20 protein-coding genes and 1 tRNA gene are annotated in these 21074 nt (G+C 47.0%); 8 read left to right on the top strand and 13 right to left on the bottom strand.

Features of this window, described 5'->3' with window-relative positions:
* Nucleotides 1-65: 65 nt before the first annotated feature.
* The gene (locus tag VST71_12835; protein ID MEC4686602.1) at nt 66-1280 is read right to left on the bottom strand and encodes an MFS transporter; all 1215 of its coding nucleotides are present in this window, start codon (nt 1278-1280) and stop codon (nt 66-68) included.
* Nucleotides 1281-1468: 188 nt separating this feature from the next.
* Here VST71_12835 and dcd point away from each other — a divergent pair, with 188 nt between their 5' ends.
* From dcd to VST71_12820, 3 genes are read left to right on the top strand one after another with little or no spacing between them, the layout of a single operon-like run.
* On the top strand, nt 1469-2017 hold the full coding sequence (gene dcd, locus VST71_12830) for a dCTP deaminase (protein ID MEC4686601.1): 549 nt from the start codon (nt 1469-1471) through the stop codon (nt 2015-2017).
* A 26-nt stretch (nt 2018-2043) separates the two neighbouring features.
* Nucleotides 2044-2763 (top strand): orotidine-5'-phosphate decarboxylase, encoded by a 720-nt coding sequence (gene pyrF / locus VST71_12825; protein MEC4686600.1) that lies wholly within the window; start codon nt 2044-2046, stop codon nt 2761-2763.
* A gap of 37 nt (nt 2764-2800) precedes the next feature.
* Entirely contained in the window at nt 2801-4360 is a 1560-nt protein-coding gene (locus tag VST71_12820; protein MEC4686599.1) for an anthranilate synthase component I family protein, read from the top strand.
* Here the strand turns inward: VST71_12820 and VST71_12815 are convergent.
* From VST71_12815 to hemL, 10 genes are all read right to left on the bottom strand, one after another.
* The gene (locus VST71_12815; GenBank protein MEC4686598.1) at nt 4357-5388 is read right to left on the bottom strand and encodes an ADP-ribosylation factor-like protein; all 1032 of its coding nucleotides are present in this window, start codon (nt 5386-5388) and stop codon (nt 4357-4359) included. The two genes, VST71_12820 and VST71_12815, sit on opposite strands and share 4 nt — an antisense overlap.
* 79 nt (nt 5389-5467) lie before the next feature.
* A complete protein-coding gene (locus tag VST71_12810) occupies nt 5468-6856 on the bottom strand; it encodes a sensor domain-containing diguanylate cyclase (protein MEC4686597.1) in 1389 nt (462 codons plus the stop codon).
* Nucleotides 6849-9527 (bottom strand): preprotein translocase subunit SecA, encoded by a 2679-nt coding sequence (gene secA, locus VST71_12805; GenBank protein MEC4686596.1) that lies wholly within the window; start codon nt 9525-9527, stop codon nt 6849-6851. The genes VST71_12810 and secA overlap by 8 nt, the downstream gene beginning before the upstream one ends.
* 94 nt (nt 9528-9621) lie before the next feature.
* Nucleotides 9622-9981 (bottom strand): hypothetical protein, encoded by a 360-nt coding sequence (locus VST71_12800; protein ID MEC4686595.1) that lies wholly within the window; start codon nt 9979-9981, stop codon nt 9622-9624.
* A complete protein-coding gene (locus VST71_12795) occupies nt 9956-10195 on the bottom strand; it encodes an AtpZ/AtpI family protein (GenBank protein ID MEC4686594.1) in 240 nt (79 codons plus the stop codon). The genes VST71_12800 and VST71_12795 overlap by 26 nt, the downstream gene beginning before the upstream one ends.
* A gap of 225 nt (nt 10196-10420) precedes the next feature.
* Complete coding sequence (nrfD, locus tag VST71_12790) at nt 10421-11671, bottom strand: NrfD/PsrC family molybdoenzyme membrane anchor subunit (GenBank protein MEC4686593.1); 1251 nt, start codon at nt 11669-11671, stop codon at nt 10421-10423.
* A gap of 4 nt (nt 11672-11675) precedes the next feature.
* Nucleotides 11676-12440: a 4Fe-4S dicluster domain-containing protein gene (locus VST71_12785; GenBank protein MEC4686592.1), complete on the bottom strand. Its 765-nt coding sequence runs from the start codon at nt 12438-12440 to the stop codon at nt 11676-11678.
* A gap of 5 nt (nt 12441-12445) precedes the next feature.
* Entirely contained in the window at nt 12446-12916 is a 471-nt protein-coding gene (locus VST71_12780; GenBank protein ID MEC4686591.1) for a cytochrome c3 family protein, read from the bottom strand.
* An 81-nt stretch (nt 12917-12997) separates the two neighbouring features.
* A complete protein-coding gene (locus tag VST71_12775; GenBank protein MEC4686590.1) occupies nt 12998-13981 on the bottom strand; it encodes a cytochrome c3 family protein in 984 nt (327 codons plus the stop codon).
* A 98-nt stretch (nt 13982-14079) separates the two neighbouring features.
* Nucleotides 14080-15366 carry a glutamate-1-semialdehyde 2,1-aminomutase gene (gene hemL, locus VST71_12770; protein MEC4686589.1) on the bottom strand — a complete coding sequence of 429 codons (1287 nt, stop codon included), beginning with the start codon at nt 15364-15366 and terminating at the stop codon, nt 14080-14082.
* A gap of 924 nt (nt 15367-16290) precedes the next feature.
* Here hemL and VST71_12765 point away from each other — a divergent pair.
* From VST71_12765 to VST71_12755, 3 genes are read left to right on the top strand one after another with little or no spacing between them, the layout of a single operon-like run.
* Nucleotides 16291-17160 (top strand): methyltransferase domain-containing protein, encoded by an 870-nt coding sequence (locus VST71_12765; protein MEC4686588.1) that lies wholly within the window; start codon nt 16291-16293, stop codon nt 17158-17160.
* Nucleotides 17132-17386 (top strand): hypothetical protein, encoded by a 255-nt coding sequence (locus VST71_12760; protein ID MEC4686587.1) that lies wholly within the window; start codon nt 17132-17134, stop codon nt 17384-17386. The genes VST71_12765 and VST71_12760 overlap by 29 nt, the downstream gene beginning before the upstream one ends.
* A 35-nt stretch (nt 17387-17421) precedes the next feature.
* The gene (locus VST71_12755; protein ID MEC4686586.1) at nt 17422-17574 is read left to right on the top strand and encodes a hypothetical protein; all 153 of its coding nucleotides are present in this window, start codon (nt 17422-17424) and stop codon (nt 17572-17574) included.
* Between the two features lie 62 nt (nt 17575-17636).
* Here VST71_12755 and VST71_12750 read toward each other — a convergent pair.
* A tRNA-Sec gene (locus VST71_12750) sits at nt 17637-17734 on the bottom strand.
* Between the two features lie 95 nt (nt 17735-17829).
* Here VST71_12750 and VST71_12745 point away from each other — a divergent pair.
* Nucleotides 17830-20139, top strand: coding sequence for a PBP1A family penicillin-binding protein (locus VST71_12745; GenBank protein MEC4686585.1), 2310 nt, complete (start codon nt 17830-17832; stop codon nt 20137-20139).
* Nucleotides 20140-20161: 22 nt separating this feature from the next.
* Nucleotides 20162-20479 (top strand): tetratricopeptide repeat protein, encoded by a 318-nt coding sequence (locus tag VST71_12740; protein MEC4686584.1) that lies wholly within the window; start codon nt 20162-20164, stop codon nt 20477-20479.
* Here the strand turns inward: VST71_12740 and VST71_12735 are convergent.
* Nucleotides 20476-20934 carry a MerR family transcriptional regulator gene (locus tag VST71_12735; protein MEC4686583.1) on the bottom strand — a complete coding sequence of 153 codons (459 nt, stop codon included), beginning with the start codon at nt 20932-20934 and terminating at the stop codon, nt 20476-20478. The two genes, VST71_12740 and VST71_12735, sit on opposite strands and share 4 nt — an antisense overlap.
* Nucleotides 20935-21074 lie beyond the last annotated feature (140 nt).

The raw sequence follows: 21074 nt of genomic DNA, 5'->3' as shown, positions 1-21074 counted from the left end.
TCAGAATGACAGCTTTTGGATTTTCGTTTTCCTCAACAGGAACTTATTAGCGTGTGCGTATAACATCAAACTCCAGCCCTCCTATCCTCTTTAACCCCTGAAATCAATACACACCCCAGCAGTGCAAACAACCCGCCTGTAATAAAGGCGTACTCATAACCCCACTTCTGCCAGATAAGGCCGAATATGAGGCTTGCGGGCAGGGAGGCGATGCCGACGGCACCGTTGTAGTAACCAAAAGCCCTTCCCATCAGTTTCTGCGGTACAAGGGAGGCGACCCATGCCCGTTCAACAGGCTCAGTCAGGCCAAAATAGACCCCATACAGCAGGAATGTCGTGATGAGAACCCCTCGTGTTTCAAGGAAAGCAAACAGCAGATAGATGGCGGCATAGTATATCCATCCGGTTATGACCATCGGTTTCCGTCCAATCCTGTCTGATATCTTCCCCCCCAGAAGCGTTGAAACCATCTTTACGATATGAAAAGCCGACCATAACAGTGCAACTCCTGTCCCGTCAACCCCTGCATGGTTAAGCCTCAGCAGGAGAAAGGCATCTGTTGAATTTCCGAGGGTAAAGACAACAACGGCAAACATAAACAACCTGAAGTCCTTAAGACTGCCGTGCCCTGTACCGTGCTCTGGAACCTGAGGGGCTGAACCTGCCTTTTCCCCGCTCTCTGAAACCGTATCAGCATCTCTCCTCTCCTTCACAAAGATCACCACGATGAGGATAACCAGTGCAGCAGGCAGGGCGGACAGGAGGAAAACAGTCCTTAATGAGACGTCAAACACTTTAAGCAGGAGGACCGCAACCAGGGGCCCTGCAATCGCACCGGCATGGTCCATGGCCCTGTGAAACCCGTACGCCCAGCCCCTGAACCTCAAATCAGTGACATCTGCAATCAATGCATCCCTTGGAGATGTCCTGACCCCTTTGCCGATCCTGTCGACAAACCTGAGGACAAGCACCAGCGGCCACAGCCTGACAAGGCCTATCAGGGGTCTTGCCAGGGAGGACAATGTGTAACCCCATACCACGTAGGGCCTCCTCCTGCCGGACCTGTCAGTGAGATAGCCGGAAATAATCTTGAAAACCGAGGCGGTCATCTCCGCAATCCCCTCAATCAGTCCGATGGCAAATGCCCCTGCACCAAGGACTGTGGAGAGGAAGAGGGGCAGGAGTGGATAGATCATCTCACTTGAGAGGTCGGTCAGAAAGCTGACGGCCCCAAGCGCTATAACTGTAGGTGATATATTCCTGAGTATGGATTTTTTCACGGGTTTACGGGTACGTATGTCCAGGGATTACCATTAGAAAGTCCGCTAACTTCCGAAAATGCCTCTATCGCTATCCCGGGTGATCTCCAGTTATTGTTAAGAATTTCCTTTTTATGTTAAGCTTTTTTACCGACATTTACATTATAACCTGACAGCCCGGTTATTACACCAACAGACGGAGGTTTAAAATGGTAAAAAACGACAAATGGATAAAGGATATGGCAGGACAGGGGATGATAGAACCCTTGAGCAAGAGCCACGCGGGCGACGGGGTTGTCTCTTTTGGTGTAAGTTCCTATGGATACGATATGCGCATATCCGACGAGTTCAAGATATTCACAAATATAAACACCACTGTTATTGACCCAAAATCCTTTGACCCTGAGAGCTTTATTGACTACAAGGGGGCAGAGTGCATTATCCCTCCGAACTCATTTGTGCTTGGCAGGTCTGTGGAATACTTCAGAATCCCCAGGGATATACTTGTCATCTGCCTCGGAAAATCCACCTATGCACGATGCGGTATAGTGGTGAATGTTACTCCGCTTGAGCCTGAGTGGGAAGGGCATGTCACCATTGAAATTTCCAATACAACACCACTTCCGGCAAGAATATACGCAAATGAAGGGATAGCTCAGTTGATATTCCTCGGCGCTGCAGAGCCGTGTGAGGTATCCTATAAGGACAAGACAGGTAAATATCAGGCCCAGAAGGGGATTACTCTACCAAAGATATAGCAGCCACCATGCCCTGAGGAGGAGATTTGCCGGCTAAGGAAAGACTGATACTTGCACTCGACGTCAATGACCCCGTACATGCACTCGATATAGTTGACAGGTTCAGCGAATGGGTCACGACCTTCAAGGTCGGGCTTGAGCTCTTTACCACCGCCGGACCTGACATCGTAAAAAAGATCCATGACAGGGGAAAGAAGGTATTTCTTGATCTCAAGTTCCACGATATACCCAATACAGTCGTAAAGGCATCGGTAGTGGTAACAAGGCTTGGGGTTTTCATGTTCAACCTGCATGCCTCCGGCGGGTTTGAGATGATGAGGAGGACGAGTGAGACGGTAGTGGAGACCTGCCTGAAGGAGAACCTGCCAAGGCCAAAGATAATCGCCGTTACAGTGCTGACGAGCATATCACAGGATGAGTTCAAAAAGGATATGGGCTATCAGTATGGGATAAGGACCCATGTAAAACACCTCTCTGCCTTGGCCCATCGTGCTGGGCTTGACGGTGTGGTTGCATCAGGGCATGAGGTATCTGCAATAAGAAACTCCATCGGGGCGGGTTTTGTCATTGTCACCCCCGGCATAAGACCTTCCTGGTCGCCACCGGATGACCAGAAGCGGACCATGACACCCAAGGAGGCTCTCCGTAGCGGTGCAGACTATCTCGTGGTCGGAAGGGCCGTGCTCTCACAAACGGACCCTGAGAAGGCCACTGAACTCATACTCCTGGAGATGCTTTCTTCCTGACGGGGCTCTGGTTTTCATAACCAGGGACTAATGAGTAATGACTATTAAAATACAACAGGCAAAGAAGACGCATCTGTCATCCTCAGGACAGGTGTTACTCTCCCCCCTCTATCTTGAACTGCCATATAAGGCACCCGCTTCTGTCTATGAACGGTTCAGGACAAGCAGGACAGTGCTGCTTGAGAGCATTAAAGGGTCTGAAAAGATTGGAAGATACTCCTTTATTGCCATTGATCCCTATCTTGAGTTTAAGGTGAAGGACTCGGTTGTGGAGGTCTCCACAGGAGGGGTTGCGGGTTGCGGGTTGCGGGTTGCGGGTTGTAAGGACCTGAAGATTGTTGACAGAAGGCCGCTTGGAAGAGTGAGAGAGCTCCTTCTTTCGTACCCACAGAAAAAAAATCCCCACTTGCCACCCTTTCAGGGCGGGGCAATCGGCCTGCTCAGCTATGACTTTGTCCACTACCTTGAAGGGTTGCCAAAGACGGCAGCAGATGAACTGCAGATACCTGATGCCCATTTTTTTCTCGTTGACAGGCTGTTTGCATTCGACCATACAGAGAGAAAGGCTTATGCCATTGTCTGCCCTGGGGCAAGGCGGGAGGGGCTTGGAGTGCTGGAGAAATGGAGTGCTGGAGAAGTGGAGAAATGGAGTTCCGATTTCCACTACCCCGGAATGTATGATGAGGCCGGTGACTCTCTCTGCCGCATGACTGACGAATATAACCGTGTCAGGGACGATTCCACGGATACAGTAGTACCTGAAAGACATGGACGGGCGGATATTGTATATGAGATGACAAAAAAAAATTACATGGATATGGTGGTCAGGGCAAAGGAATACATCCATGCAGGTGATATTTTTCAGGCAAATCTTTCCCAGAGACTCTCTGCTGATATAAAAGCATCCCCGTGGAGACTTTATTCGATTTTGAGACAGATAAACCCATCGCCTTTCTCTGCATTCGTGGATTTCGGAGACTACCAGATCGTAAGCTCTTCTCCCGAGAGACTAATCAGGCTGAGGGAGGGCATTGCCGATACAAGACCAATTGCCGGTACAAGACCCCGGGGCACCACTGCAGCAGAGGACGAGAGACTGAGGGCTGACCTTCTGCTTAATGAAAAGGAACGGGCAGAGCATATAATGCTCATTGACCTCGAAAGAAACGACCTTGGCAGGGTCTGCAGCTACGGCACTGTCAGGGTTGATGAATTGATGACAACAGAGGATTATTCGCACGTAATCCATATCGTATCCAATGTAAGGGGCGTCCTCTCGGCAGAAAGGGATGCCTTCAGCCTCTTGAGGGCCACCTTTCCGGGGGGTACAATCACAGGGGTGCCAAAGGTGAGGTGCATGGAGATTATAGATGAACTCGAACCCGTTGTCAGGGGACCCTATACCGGTTCCATCGGCTACATCGGTTTCAGCGGTGATATGGACATGAACATTGTTATCAGGACGTTTGTGATAAAGGACGGAAGGGCCTATGTTCAGGCCGGGGCCGGGATAGTGGCGGACTCGGTGCCGGAAAGGGAATACTATGAAAGTCTGAAAAAGGCTGAGGCCTTGCTCTCAACACTGGAGAGACTTTAACCGAAGAAGAACCACCGCTTCTTTGTCTTTGCATTATCAATTGATGCCTTTATTTCCTGCAGCATTGACATCAGTTTCTCCTGTTTTCCCCGGATATCCGACATTGCCTTGTCAAACTTCTGAACGGCAAGATCATACCTGACTTTTTCCTTGTGTGCATCCCTGCTGTTATCTACGGACTTCTCCACCCGCTCGATCTGTTCTCTGAGGTCACTCAGGGTGGAAGTGATATCTTTCAGGAAGAGGGTTATATCAGGCCCCCTGGGCTCTGCAGGTGCGGGCCTTGGGGTAGGATTATAGGCCGGCTGTTCAATTGCAGGCTCAAGTAGCGGCTCGACGACAGGTTCAACTATAGGCTCAAGTAGCGGATCAACTACAGGCTCAGCTACCGGGGGTTTCGGTAAGGGTTTTTCAACCTTCTCTGTCAACTTTACATCGATCCTGTGCTTTCTGGAAATATACTTGAGTATGAGTTTTGTTGCAGTATCAAATGTCTCCCTGACACCCTGACCATCTACTGCAACGGCCTCAAAATAAGGGAAGCCGTTCGGGTTGAGTTCCCTGTTCATCTCATCCACTGACATGATATCATCAAGGTCCCTTTTGTTGTACTGAAAGATAATCGGGATTTCCTCGGGGTTAAGGTTGTTGGCCAGGAGGTTTTCTTTCATGTTTGCGAGACTCTCACTGTTCTGTTCCCTCATCATTCTTTGAGAGTCTGCAACCAGGACCACGCCGTCAGCCCCTTTCAGCACAAGTTTTCTCGTTGCATTGTACCTCACCTGGCCGGGAACGGTATAAAGCTGAAACCTTATCGAGAAGTCCTTTATTTTACCCAGCTCTACCGGCATGAAATCAAAAAAGAGGGTCCTGTCCGCCTCGGTAGCGAGTGAGAGGAGCTTGCCCCTTCTCTCGGGACTCAGTACGGAATGAAGGTGCTGGAGGTTTGTGGTCTTGCCACTAAGCCCCGGCCCATAATAAACTATCTTTAGAGTAATCTCTTTTGTAGCGTAATTAAAAAGTGCCATTATTTACCATTTCAAAACAATGCCAACACTGATAATCCGTGTTTGTCTGCATCCACGAGAAGAAGTCCTGAATATTTTATTAGATTATAGCATAAACACCATTTCTTGTCTGGTACTTTACCTTATACATAGCCTCATCGGCAAGCCGCATGAGGTCTTCCTTTGAATTTGCAGTTTCCGGATACGAAGCAACACCAAAACTTGCGGTCAGCCTGATACTGTATCCCTCCTTCTTCAAAAAGACTGTAGCTGCAATCGTCTTTCTGAGCCGTTCAGCTATCTGGGCTGCGTATCTGGGGAATGTCTGCGGCAGGACTATAACGAACTCATCGCCTCCGTAACGGGCTACAATATCCACTGACCGGAGCTTTTTCAGCAGGAACTGTCCAACTTCAACCAGTACCTTGCTGCCAACAAGGTGACCGTGCCTGTCATTGATATGCTTGAAATAATCAATGTCCATAAAGATAAGAGAGATGGAGGTTTTATAACGTTTACACCGTTCAATCTCCATGTCGAGGGTCCTCTGAAGATATCTTGAATTAAAGAGCTTTGTGAGGTCATCGGTTATGGCGAGCTCTGCCATCTTCTGATGAACGGTTATCAGGTTGATTGCTGTGGCGACAAGACCGGAGAGTTTTGTCACAAGTCTGATGTCATCACTGGTAAAGCCCCCCGGGCTTCTCTTGTTTATCATCTCAATTACGCCAAGGACCCCGTCCCTGTCTCCGATTGGAACCGTCATGACAGACCTTGTATTAACTCCGGGATACCCGTCAATTCCTGAAAGAAACCGCTTGTCCTCGCTAACATCATTAACAATCACGGGCTTTCCTTTTTCAACAACCCATCCTGCAATACCCTCACCGACCTTCAGCCTGCAGTTTCTCGACCGTTTGCTCTTTTTAGCAGAGGCCTGCATAACGTATAATTCGTTCCTCTTGTCATCCCTTAACAGTATTGCCCAGCCCCTTGCCCCTACCTCGGATTTTATCCTGTTCATTATCCTTGAAAGGACATCATCCAGTTCATCCGAGCCCTTCAGTATACGGCTTATCTCATCAAAAAGATCCGTCAATCTGGAAAGGGTAGCGCCTTCCTTTTTCAGATACAGGTTCTCTGTAATCAGCCCTCTCTCATATTCCAGTCTTTTTATTGAGTCTATAAGCTCTTTGCATTCAGGATTTATTAATAAATCGGAGAGGGGTCTGTCCTTAATAAAGGAGAGTCTCCTGTTTTTTTTAGCTGACAGGACAACCTTGGGTACCGAGGGAAATGCCTTATCCAGCTGCTGAAGACCCTTTCTGGTTGTGAGACCTTCGTTAAGAATAATAATATCCGGGGGAAAGTCAGGGCTGTCCTGTTTTACCGGAAGTTCCTTTTTCAGGGTCAAATCATTAAAGCCGCAATCATGTAATATAGGGGTTGGATCCTTGGAGGGGGGAGCTATAACAAGTATTTTAGGCATTTACTCCACAGCATTTTTTATATTTCCTTCCACTGCCGCAGGGACATGGTTCGTTACGGCCGACCTTCTTCGACTTCCTTACAGGCCGCTGTGCCTCACCACCGTTGCCACGATTGTACACAAGACTTAACTGGTGCTGTTGCGAGACCCTTGATGCGTCTTCCTCTGATCTCACCTGTACCCTGTAAAGCCTTGTCAGGACCTCGGTCCTTATACGTTCAGTCATGTCTGAAAACATGTCGAATGCTTCACGTTTATATTCAACAAGGGGGTCTTTCTGTCCATAGCCCCGCAGGCCGATGCCCTCCTTGAGATAGTCCATGGCCAGGAGATGGTCCTTCCACTGATTATCCACCACCTGGAGCGTTATGATCTTCTCCAGATACCGCATCAGATCACTGCCAATCTCCTTCTCCTTGTTTTCGTAGTATTCCTTCAGTTCTCCAATAATCGTCTCTCGAAGTGCCTCAATGCCCGATATTTCGGAGGCCTTTTCGGACTTGAGACCAAAGATGCCGTAAATGGAATTGTTCAGTTCCTTAATATCCCAGTATTCGGCGTGACGGTCTTCGGGGCAATACATGTCCAGAAGGGAATCAACTATTTCCTCGATTAACTCATCTATCTTCTCTTTGAGAGATTCCGACTCCAGTATCTCCCTTCTGAAGGCATAGATCTCTATCCTCTGTTTATTCATCACATCATCATATTCAATGAGATGCTTTCTTATGTCAAAGTTATGGGCCTCCACACGTCTCTGTGCGTTCTCAATCGCCTTGGAGACGATCCTGTTCTCTATCGGTATGCTCTCATCCATCCCGAGCCGGCCCATCAACCCTGATATCCTGTCTGAGGCGAATATGCGCATAAGGTCGTCCTGAAGAGAGAGGTAGAACCTTGAAGAACCCGAGTCTCCCTGACGGCCTGAACGTCCCCTGAGCTGGTTGTCGATCCTCCTTGACTCATGTCTCTCTGTGCCCAGAATATGCAATCCTCCGGCCTGCACAACCTTGTCACGGTTCTCCCGGCAGATAACCTCGGCACGCTTTAATGCCTCTTCCCTGTCCTCTTCCGACGGGTCTTTTTTCTTCTTTAAAATATCCTCCATAATGGCATCCAGGTTTCCTCCAAGCACTATATCCGTTCCCCTGCCTGCCATATTGGTTGCAATGGTAACGGCACCGGGACTGCCTGCCTGGGATATTATCTGGGCCTCTTTGTCGTGATGCTTTGCATTAAGAACAGTGTGTGGAATACCCTTCTTCTTGAGTATCTTGCTGAGCAGTTCGGATTTCTCAATTGATATCGTGCCCACAAGTACGGGCTGGCCCTTTTTGTAACAGTCCTCTATCTCATCAAGCACTGCATTAAACTTGGCAGTTTCCGTCTTGTATATCATGTCGGGATAATCCATACGTACCATTGGCTTGTTTGTGGGTATCACCAGTACGTCAAGATTATAGATCTTTGCAAACTCCTCGGCCTCTGTATCGGCAGTACCGGTCATACCTGCAAGTTTGTTATACATACGGAAATAGTTCTGGAAGGTTATGGTTGCAAGGGTCTGATTTTCGCTCTCGATCTTCACCCCCTCTTTGGCCTCGATTGCCTGATGAAGTCCGTCCGACCAGCGTCTTCCGGGCATCAGCCTGCCTGTGAATTCATCCACTATGATAATCTGCCCATCGTTAATAACATAATCCACATCACGCTTAAAGAGATGGTGGGCCTTAAGGCCCTGTAACACATGGTGAACAAGTTCTATATTGACGGGGTCAAAAAGATTGTCCACACCAAGGAGCTGCTCAGCCTTTATGCTGCCTTCTTCCGTGAGTATGACTGTTTTTGCCTTTTCATCTATTGTGAAGTCAACCTCGTTCTGAAGCTTTGGTATTATCCGGTCAATTTTATAATATTTGTCAGTCGATTCCTCTGACGGACCTGAAATGATAAGCGGTGTCCTTGCCTCGTCAATCAGGATGCTGTCCACTTCGTCAACTATTGCATAGTTCAGCTCCCTCTGGCAGTAGTCCGCAATCTCATACTTCATATTATCCCTGAGGTAATCAAAGCCGAACTCATTGTTTGTTCCATAAGTTATGTCAGCGCCGTAGGCCTCCTTGCGGGAGCATGGCCTGAACCTGTCATGCTGTTTGTCGTCGGAGCGGGACTCGGGGTCATAAAGAAAAGAGGCATCATGCTGTATAACACCAACAGAGAGGCCGAGGTGATGATATAAAGGGCTCATCCACTGGGCATCCCTCTTTGCAAGATAATCATTGACGGTCACCACATGGACGCCTCTTCCATCAAGGGCGTTCAGATAGACGGGCATGGTTGCAACAAGGGTCTTGCCTTCACCAGTCTTCATCTCAGCGATCTTTCCCTCGTGAAGGACTATGGCACCGATAATCTGAACATCAAAATGCCTCATATGGAGAAGCCTCCTTGATGTCTCCCTCACGAGTGCAAATGCCTCATAGAGGATGTCATCAAGTGTCTCCCCCTCCTCAATCCTCCGCTTAAACTCTTCCGTCTTGTCCCTCAGCTGCGTATCTGAGAGCGCAGAGAAATCAGGCTCCAGGCTGTTGATATGATCAACCATGGGCCAGATCCTCTTAATCTCCCTGTCATTCTTTGTCCCGAATATTTTTTTAAGAATAGAAACCATACTTTAATTTTAAATAATCAGCGAGGTTTTATGCAACAAGGGATGGGGGGATTTCCCGACCGGCCTGTAGGATAAACTGCGGCTTTCCGTGATTTCACAACCTCCTTGCCTCCACCAACCCTTCCTTCATCACTAATATAAAAACGACCGTCAGACCGGTAAGTGCACCGAAGATATTTATGAGTCTGAAATACAGGAGCGCCGTAAGTATAATAAAGACTATCAGGAGCCTGAACATACTGAAAAAGAGGAGTTTCCCCATTGCTCCCCGTGCTGCCTCAGGATTCGTCAGCCCGAGCACACCCCAGTGAAGGCCCTTCAGGTTAACAAGGGCGAGTGCCCCGCCTGTCAGAATACTGAGGGGCAGTCTTTTCCATTCTATCAGGGCAGACAGGAGGGATAAGGGAATGAGTATGAGTACCGCCTGCCTATTTATCCTTTTTATCATCTTCACGTTCCATTCTCCTTGCGTATCTGAACAGCTCCCTGAACCCTGCAATGATACCCAGGATGAAAAAAATTATCGTGAGATAGGGAGAGGTTCCGAATAATTTATCAAGACCATAACCAATGGCAAAACCCACAAATGTGGCAGCCACGAGATTCAACGGGATTGCACTTGCATCCAGGAGCTGCCGCCAGAGTTCCTTTTTACTGTTTTTTTCCATCCGTCAACCCCTTACGGCCGGGAGGGATATCCGGGGTGGCAGAACCTCTATATTCAGGCCTGTTATCTGCAGGGGTGTTTCTCCCGGTTTACAGGAGACCTCCGGGGTTCTATTCGGGGAGTATAATGACACAATTAAATTTTAAAACAAATACGGTCAAAAAATCCCGGGATGGCAGGTTGTTTCCTGCCATCCCGGGATTGGTAACATTTACTTTGGGAGCCTTTATTTATGATACTTCAGCGATGGGATAAATTTATTAATAACCCAGAAGAGGCCAAAGGGCATCAGGCCGATGGTAAGTGCGCCAAAAAACCCCTCTTTATAGGCATCGAGGGTATCGGGAATAAAAGGTATGTTGTAATGCATATATCCGGCAAAGGAGAGAGAAAAGGCCTGTCCGCCGATTACAACATTCCACCTCATCATAAATACCCCGAAGATAACCAGCGCGAGGGCAAACGCTGTCCTCCTTATCGTGAGTCCGGGTATCACGAGCATAAGAAAAGGAAGAAGGTTACCGAAGCCATACTGGAGGATAAAAATATCAACAAAATCCTTCCCGTATATAACGGAGCGGAGTATCTCCCAGGACTTCACTGCCGTATATCCCCTGAATACAAGGTCAAGAATCTCCAGGGTTATTGCAGCTATCATAAAGCCGACGAGGTACTTTGCGGTATTTTTGATAAGATCGATCTCTGCCCCGCCAACATCCGCAGCCGTAACCTCCCAGGATTTCCTGGAGGTCTTGATCCTGAACTTCTTCCACTCCATTATCACTATATAGGTCAACATACAGAGGGCGATACCGGAAACAATGGCCGACATGATAAATATTACGGGCATAAGCGGTGTCATCCATAGCGCGTTCGCCTTGACTGAGCCGAATATGAAGCCTGCATAACCGTGCAGAAAGCAGGCAACGGGTATACCGATGCCTGCAAGTATCTTTATTGCCTTCTTGTCCTTATGCAATGCCTTTTCACCGATATCATAAGCCCCGAGTGTAAGGACCGAATACAACAACTGCTTAAGACTGTTACCGATGCCCTCCTTACCCTTTAAGGCAATGGACTGCTCAACAAAAAATTTCCTGTAGACAAACCATATCTCGGTAACCACAATTATTGAGTATGAGAAGAAGACTATGCCGAAGGCGGAGATTGCAGAGGTGAAATGGGGGGTAAAGAAGACCTCCATACCCCTTAACGGCTGCTGCAGATGAAACATCAACGGCATGGGTGCTACTATAAGCAGGGCAAAAGAGAAGACAAGGGAGAACTTGGCCATATCCTTAAGGTCTTCCAGTCCAAAGACATGGTAGAGGGACGAAAGGACAAAGGCGCCTGCGACCAGCCCTGTCATCAATGGGTACATCACTATCTGGATGCTCCAGTAAATATACTCATTCGGATAGACAAAGAGATCTTTGACCGTCCATAAAGCTTCCGGGTACGTCCATGCTTCCGTCATTTTATCACCTCACATTTTCATCCAGGCCAATGTAATAAACCTGGGGTTTGGTTCCGTATTCATCTTTTAAAATAGCAACCCTTTCCGTCATGATTATCTTTGTAACAGGATCATTCGGGTCCTTCAGATTGCCTATCTGCCTTGCACCAAACGGACATGCATCCACACAGGCTGTCTTCATGCCTTTATGGATACGGTGATAACAGAAAGTGCACTTTTCTGCAACCTTGTATACAGGATGGAAAAACCTCACGCCATAAGGGCATGCCATAATACAGTATCCACATCCAATACACCACGTCCTGTCGATAAGCACAACCCCGTCTGCTGTCTGATAGGTTGCCCCTACAGGACATACCTGAACGCAGGGCGGGTTTTCACACTGGTTGCAGAGCTTTGGAACAAAGTAGGCCTTGGCAACCTCTTTCGGCTCTACTACCTCGTCCTGTATCTTCAGTTCGGTAAAACCATCCCTTCCCCCCAGGGGCGTATCCGCAATCATCCGCCCGTCTTTGAGGATCAGGTATCTCTCAACCCAGGTTCTGGTGACAGGTGCATCATAGGGGATTTCGTTCTCTATCTTGCATGCCTTCACACAGAACCCGCAGCCAACACACTTGTATGTGTCAACAATGAACCCCCATCTGACGTTGGCAGCCTCAACAGCGGCCTTTGCCTCAGCAGGGCTCAGAAACTTGAAGGCACTCAGCGGAAGTGCCGATGCCACTGCAACTTTGAGTGTGGACATTAAAAAGTCTCTTCGCGATATACTCATTACCAACCCTCCATATCTGGTTTATGCGGGTTATGACACATACTGCACTCCATCCCCACATTATGTTCTTCCGGATTGATGCCTTTGATCTTTGCCCTCTGGGTCCGTGGATAAAGGAGCTGGGCATGGCACCTGATACAGAGCGACCTGCTTTTGTTGACAACGAGCTTTGCGGGATCTTCAGGGTGGTCAATAGCAGGCCCATGACAGTTTTCGCACTGAATTATTTTATGCTTTGAAGACATGATGGATTCATACTTGTCTGAATGGCAATCCTTACAGTACTTTCTCGTCTGATACTTTACCTTGAACGCCTTCCAGTCAGCCTCATTGCTCTTTCGATGATAGCCGTACATGAACCCTCTTTCCTGAATTCCAAAATCCGACGGAACAATAAGGTATCTTGCGACAAGGATAAGTGCAACAACACCTATCACTACCCACAAGGGCCGCAATACATGACTACTCATAAACTTGCCTCCTCTTGTTTTAATTATGTAAGTTTATAACTTAAATATCAGAAAAACTGTACTGCCAGCTTTATCTATAATTCAGCCCTCAGGGCCAATAAAAGTAAGCGGATCCCTGTATTCATGGCATTTAGTACAGGTAGTTTTTGCCTGCTCCTTTGTTACCCTCCAAGAATGCGGCAAATGACAGGTTTTACATTCAAGCCCCATTGTCTGGATATGCAACTTGTGTCTGCCCACATTCAGTATCCGGGGATGACAGTTCAGGCATGTCCCGTAAACCGGCATTATCTTTGCGTGAGGCTTATGGCACTTGTAACAGAAGAACTGCATTGGTGCATCCTTGGGAACATTAATCTTGTCAGCCTTTTTGATCATTGCTTTACCAGGCTGAAAGAATTGGACGTCAATTGTGTCATCTGCTATCAGTTCTTTTCTTACCTGTTCGTTACCGTGACAGAAAAGACACTTCTTTCGCCCTGGTCTCAGGTCTACTGTCCTGTCTGTGTGGCAGTTCAGACATGCAAGACCCTCCATTCCAATACCATGCACCTCCTTGCCCTGATGGCACCGGAGACAGAATCTCTCCTCCGGTGTAAACTTGTGCACTTCATACCCATGACACTTGGAGCACTCTATCTTTTCCATAAAGTAATGCTTTGCATGCATCCTGGAGTCGTTTATCTTTTTGGCATCTGGATACTTCTTGTCTTTCTCCCAATGACATTCAATGCAATACTTCCAGGGGACTATTATCTTGCCGTGTCTTGGCGGGACACTCTTGGGCCTGCGGAGGACAAAAGTAATCAGGAGTCTGTTCTGCTCGGGAATGGTAAGGTGATGACACTCATGACAGTTGATTCCGGTATGTTCACTCTTCTTCCAGGCATCATAGGCAGGTTTCATTAGATGACAGCTGATGCAGAACTTCGGGTTGTTCTGGGTGAAATCATAAAACTTGAAGGCTACTACACCACCACCGATAATTATTACAAGGAGCAGCACAGCAATAATTATCTTTCCCTTTAAAGTGAGGCTTTCTTTTACCCAACTCAACCACTTCATCGCTTTCACCTCATAGGTCGTTGGTTTTCTGTTAGTGGGTCACCGGCTCTTTATTATTTTTTTATTTAGGTTTTAGCCGGCGAGCATCACAACAGATGCTATATATCTTTCATCGCCTCGTACGCAGCCCCTATAGTCTTGTCAATATCCCGGCCGGAATGTGCAAGTGAGATAAACCCTGCCTCAAACTGGCTCGGAGCAATATTCACCCCCCTTTTCAACATCCCCCTGAAGAACCTTGCAAAACTTTCAGTATCAGATAGTTTTGCAGTACTGTAATCATGGACATTCCTGTCTGTAAAATACGTACAGAACATGGTTCCAGCCCTGTAAAATCTGGTCTTTACTCCTGCCCGCATTGAGGCATCCCTAAGACCTTCCTCCAATGCCCGGGCCTTTTCCTCCAGCCTCTCATACACCCCTTTTTTAGAGAGGGCCTTCAGTGTCTCTATACCCGCGGTCATGGCAAGGGGATTGCCTGAAAGAGTGCCTGCCTGATACACGGGTCCAACTGGTGCAACCTCTGACATAATCTCTGCCCTGCCCCCATAGGCGCCTACAGGCAGACCGCCGCCTATCACCTTGCCAAGACACGTCATATCAGGCTTTATGCCATAGTATTCCTGGGCCCCTCCATAGGAGACCCTGAATCCCGTCATGACCTCATCAAAGATAAGAACAATCCCGAATTTTTTTGTAAGCCTCCTTAAACCTTCAAGAAAACCCTTTTTCGGAAGGACGCATCCCATATTGCCAACCACGGGCTCAATAATTACACAGGCTATATTCTTCCAGTCCTTCTCAATAACACCTTTTACAGTCTTAAGATCATTAAAGGGTACTGTCAGGGTATTCCTTGCATAAGACCCCGGAACCCCCGGACTGTCCGGAACACCAAAGGTGGCTGCACCAGAGCCTGCCTTTACCAGAAGACCGTCGGCATGGCCGTGATAACATCCCTCAAACTTGACAACCTTGTCCCTTCCCGTAACCCCCCTGGCTACCCTGATTACACTCATTGTTGCCTCGGTGCCCGAATTTACCATCCTTACTTTATCCATAGAGGGATATGCCTTTAGAACCATCTCTGCGAGTTTTATCTCAAGGGCCGTTGGCGCTCCGTAACTTGTTCCCAGCTCTACTGCTGCCTTTAATGCCCTGACCACTGCGGGGTGAGCATGACCAAGTATCATCGGACCCCAGGAGAGCACGTAATCTATATATACGTTACCATCCACATCACGGATCTTTGATCCCTTTGCTGAAGCTATGAAGAGTGGACTGCCCCCAACAGCCTTAAATGCCCTGACAGGACTATTGACGCCGCCGGGGATAAAATTTTGTGCTTTTTTGAAGAGTTTTTTTGATTTGTTTAATTTCTTCATAATTTCTTCATAATTTTTTATAAAAATAGAAGTATTTTTAATGAGCCTCCTGAAGGCACATAAATCTATCACAACCATGCTGTTTTTGTCAAAAAAAAACCGCTCTAAAGCTATTTAAAACTCTAATAAGTCTATATCACTTAAAGCCAGGCCACTCAAAAGTTCAACAAACAAAAGCATTCCCCGGCATAGCAAGACAAGCGTAAGGTGAAGCCGAAAAATACAAATAAAATTACTCAAAAACTATTATCATTAAGAGTGGTCTTAATAACATATTCGCATACATAATATTTTTATGCAACTGTCCAGGTAATTCCGGTTAATAATCCCGGATTACGAAAAGGTGCCGGTTTGTTCACTCACTGATATCCATTCGTATTCTGAGGTGCTGGGCTAAGTTTACGGACATCCTATTGACTACGTTGACTTAGTGCTTTTCCTGTTAGCATCTTACATGCAGCTGAGGCAAAGTGAAAAGAACAGGACCCAGCCGTTGAATCGTAAGACTAAGGTCTTCTCTATTGCCTTGTCAACTTCTTGTTTACTTGTATCCTCCTGGCATTCACTTTTTGCAGGTAAGGACAAAAAGTTACGAGACAGCCCTAAAAATGATTACCCGGAATTTCATTAAAACATTGACAGCTTCTATTTCCACGTGCTACATTTGCTTGCTTGTTTGATTTTAAATCCATGCTTTTTGCACTATATATCAACCTGGAATTTTCTAAAATCTGCCGGTTATCATGAAAGCAGTTAATATATTCTTCTGCGTTGAGAACTGAAAATCAAGTTGAAGGAAAGATGAAACTAAGACAGCTAATCTATGGCATCGCAACCTTTGTACCGCGAGTATACCGGACAAAAGGAACAGGGGGAACGGACTCCGATAGATATTGCTATTCTGTCTGGTTGCGGCATTTAGTAATGGCAAAAAGCAATGGGCTCAATCCATATCCTAAAATAGTGGCAGAATTAGGTCCGGGTGATTCTTTAGGTATCGGGTTAGCCGCCTTAATCTCTGGATGTGACAAATACTTTGCTTTTGATATCGTTGAATACGCAAACACCGAAAGAAATCTGAAGATATTTGACGGACTTGTAACACTTTTTAAAAATAGAGCAGCTATTCCCGGAGAGGATGAGTTTCCAAAACTTAAGCCATATTTAGATGGATATGATTTTCCTTCTGATATATTGGATGAAAACAGATTACAGCATGCATTGGAAAAATCACGAATAGAGAAAATCAGGGATGCAATCAGCCATCCTCAACTTAATGAATCGTTGATACAATATAAAGTTCCCTGGTATGATGCGAGTATTCTTGAAAAAGAATCTATAGATATGATTTATTCTCAAGCAGTTCTTGAGCATGTTGATGATTTGCGGAATACATACAAATCCATGCGCTTATGGCTGAAGCCAACTGGTTACATATCAAATCAGATTGATTTTAAGTGCCACGGAACCGCTGGTGAATGGAATGGTCACTGGGTGTATTCGGATTTCACGTGGAAACTACTAAGAGGAAAAAGGCCATACCTGCTTAACAGAGAACCGCATTCAACACATGTTGCGATCATGAAAGAAGAAGGCTTCAGGGTTGTATGTGATAAAAAAATCAAATCTAAATCACGTTTCACTATAGATGACCTTGCTTCAAGATTTAAATCTATTTCCGATGATGACTTAACCACAAGTGGTGCATTTATTCAAGCAGTAAAGATAAATAAGCCCGGGAACGGAAGACAGGAGGAATTTGTTTATGGAAAAATTAAGCAGAACCCAGGTTGAACAAGCCCTGGATAAGGTTAGGGAATGGTTTCCCGAAGAGGCAGAAAATATCAGCCGTAACAAAGAGCTGATTATTGATCATATTGTAAACGATAAGACCCCGAAGACCGACTCGCCTCTTCGTTTGATTGAACCTGCCATATATGCTGAGCGCGAAAGACTTGAGATAGCAGGCCTGACGGCATGTGAAGAAGCATGTGGTATGGTGGCTTTAAAGCGGCCTTGAAGGTAGTTAAAGACGAGATGTCATGGTGGGATTGGATGAAAACTGGTGTGATAGCTGTTGCACAATTAACCGCCTGGTTTGCTACAGATGGTATCGCGTTCGTTGCGGAAGCTGCATTATCCGTTATGAGCGCAGAGCAACTCATCGAAGATTCTGTTAAAGCTGATAACGTATGCAGTACCTCTTAACCAGCTAAAAACTCTGCTTTTATTTGCCGGGTTAATAACTTGTCTAAAAAGAAGAAAAATATTGGCGGGAGCGAGTGGGAATCGAACCCACCTTCCCCGCTTTTGGCAGGGAACACCGGATTTGAAGTCCGAGGGGGACACCAGAGCCCCATTCACTCCCGTGCTTGATTTTACAGGGTTTTCGTTTTTTTCGTCAAACACCCCATTCTCTGGAAGTACCACATAGTCACTGGTTTTGAGTTATTATAAAGAAGCGTGAAAATCAGGACAATCATTAAAATCTCATCCCTTCTGCTCATATTGTCGGGTGTGGCTTTCTATTTCTTTATCCTGAAGGACCTCCCGTCAGTGGAGCAGTTGAAATCATACAAACCGGCGGCTGTGACAAAGGTTTATGCCAGTGACAATGTGCTTATTGGTGAGTTCAAGATGGAACGGGGCAGGTATGTGGGTATCAGTGAAATCCCTCAGTATCTGGTCTACGCAGTGCTTGCAACTGAGGATTCGAGGTTTTTTGAGCACAAGGGGCTTGATTACTTTGCACTTATGCGCGCCCTGGGAAAGGATATTGTTCACTGGAGGTTCAAGGAGGGGGGCAGTACAATTACGCAGCAGCTTGCCAAGATTCTCTATCTTTCCCATGAAAAGACGCTGAGACGCAAGTTCCGGGAGGCGATACTTGCAATGAGGATAGAGAGGGAACTCTCAAAAGAGGAGATACTGGAGCTCTATCTGAACAGGACTTATTTTGGTGAGGGGGCTTACGGTGTTGAGATGGCTTCAAGGGTCTATTTTGGCAAGTCGGTCAGGGAGATAGACCTTACAGAGGCTGCAATGCTTGCCGGGCTTCTTAAATCCCCCGGATACTACTCCCCATACAAAAACATTAGAAGGGCTGAAGACCGGATGAAGCTCGTATTAATGCGGATGGAAAAAGAGGGGTTTTTGAGGCCATCCGAGAGGCGCAGGGCTGCAAAAAAGGGTTTGAGGCTCTTGAATGCTAGTGCTAAAAAAGAGGGTTACGGGTATTTTTTAAGCTATGTGCGTAATTACCTTGAAGAGGAGTATGGCACTGAGATGGTTTATAAGGGTGGCCTCCGCGTATACACCACGTTAAGAAGATGGGCCCAGATTCAGGCCAGGAGGGCACTGAGGGAAGGGCTTGAGGCCGTGGACAAGCAGAGGGGCTGGAGGGGAGTGACAGGACATATCGATGGAGTGGATGTGCAGAAGGAACTCGGCTCTATTGCCAGGGCGGACGTGCTCTCCTCCCTGAAAGGGGAGCTGTTGAGGGCAACTGTGCTCAGAGTATACAGAGACAAGGCCATTCTGAAGGTCAACGGTGCCTATGGTATTCTGAAGCTAAGGGATGCCCTGTGGGCAAGAAGGGTTTTTAAGCCAAAACAGAAGACCCCTCTCTATCAGGAGACCTTCAACCTTGAAAAACTGCTCTCTACCGGGGATGTAATCCTTGTGAAACTGATAAAGATAGAGGATGGTGTTGCTTATGTATCGCTGGAGCAGGAGCCCCTTGTTCAGGGGGCCCTGATTGCAGTGCAACCCAGAACCGGATATATAGAGGCGATGGCAGGCGGGTACGATTTCAGAAAAAGTCAGTTCAACCGTGTCCTGAGTGCAAGACGGCAGGCTGGTTCAGCATTCAAACCCGTTGTTTATGCCCTTGCCCTGGAAAAGGGCCTGACCCCGGCAACCATAATAAAGGATGAACAAATAAGTTATCCCACAGGAGATGGCGGGCAGTGGGAGCCTGTTAATTATGACAGGAAATATTCCGGCCCTGTAAGGTTGCGGGAGGCATTGGTAAATTCTCTCAATGTGGCCACTGTAAGGCTTGCAGAATCTCTTGGAGTGGAAGACCTCGTCTCTTTTGCCAAGGCCTGCGGGTTTGAAGGAAACATTCCGTATGACCTCAGCCTTGCACTTGGCTCCCTGACGGTTTCTCCCCTGAGGCTCACGATGTGCTATACTGTCTTTGCAAATGAAGGGGTCAGAATGAACCCTGTAGCCATAAAACAGGTGGTCTCTTCTGATGGACGCATTCTTGAGTTTAATATTCCCGAGGGTTCTAAGGTAACTTCACCTGAGGTGGCTTACCTTGTAACCAGTATGCTGGAAGATGTAATACAGAGAGGTACGGGCAGAAGGGCTGCAGGACTCAAGGTGCCGTCTGCCGGAAAGACCGGGACGACAGACAACTTCATTGATGCCTGGTTTGTTGGCTATACCCCCGGGCTGCTTGCCGGAATATGGGTTGGCTATGATAACCCTGCATCCCTGGGCAATGGCATGAGTGGTGGAAGGGTGGCTGCCCCCATCTGGCTGAATTTCATGAGGGCCGTTACAAAAGGTGACACAGGGGATTTCATTAAACCTGATAATGTTGTAAAATATTACATAGATAAAGAGACAGGCTTGCAGGTCCTTAATAATTCAGCCAACTCCGTAGAGGAGTATTTTATAGACGGGACAGAGCCTGAGTGGAAGTACATGAACAGATTGAGGAAGTTGTTAAAGAGTTTGTTTGGCGGAAGAGGTAATGACTAATCAAACACCAAAGGAGGATGGTATGAAAAGGGTTGTTTTATGTTTTGTTATGATAATCTCTTTGTCACTGATAATGGTTCCAGGTATTCTGAATGCCCAGCCAAACGGCACTTATGACCATGCGCTCTACCTGTATAAAGAGGGCAAATTCAAGGAAGCGGTTAAGGAACTGAGGGATTACCTGCAGAAAAGACCGGAACCATCAGCATATTACCTTATGGGATACGCCCTGTATGAGCTTGGCAGGTACCAGGAGGCAAGGAAGTATTTTGATGAGGCATACTTGGTGGACCCGGAGTTCAGACCTGAAAAGATAGATTTCCAGCGTGCAAAACCCTAATCAGGCTCTGGTTCCGATAGTTTCCCGACCACCTGTGAGATATAGACAATGCAGTCTTCACATATCCTGCCGGGTTCACTGTTACATATCATGCGGTTGAGCTCCCAGCAGGGTTTGCTCTTGTCGATATAGGCGGAACAGAAGTCTCTTGTCTTTTCCGGACAGTCGGTTATCTGCCAGCACGGGGCATACTCGAGGAGCTTCTTGATCCCCTCAATACTTATCTTCTTTATATGGATGAGATCCCTCAGGCATTTCAGCCATTTGATATCGTTTTCAGAATAGTATCTGTTCTTGTTTCTCCGTGAAGGTTTTATCAGACCGTGCTTTTCATAAAGCCGCAGGGTCTGGTCCGTGGTGCCGATTAATTCAGCCACGATCCCTATGGGATAAAGAGGCATCGCCATCTTTTCCTCTTCCGTCATATCCTTTCTTGTCTTTTTCTTTTCTTTCATCTTAACTCATTCACTCCACTTAACCCTGTAAGCCTTGGCGCACTATTGTTATCAGTTCAGCAGGATTTCCATGTTCTGTTTCCGGCGCGGTTATCGCGGATTTATTATTGCCGTCCGCCTTTATTTGAGGTTGCAGATGT

The sequence above is a fragment of the Nitrospirota bacterium genome (genome assembly GCA_035873375.1).
Lineage (GTDB): Bacteria > Nitrospirota > Thermodesulfovibrionia > Thermodesulfovibrionales > JdFR-85 > BMS3Bbin07.
This window is presented reverse-complemented; position numbering and strand designations above follow the sequence as displayed.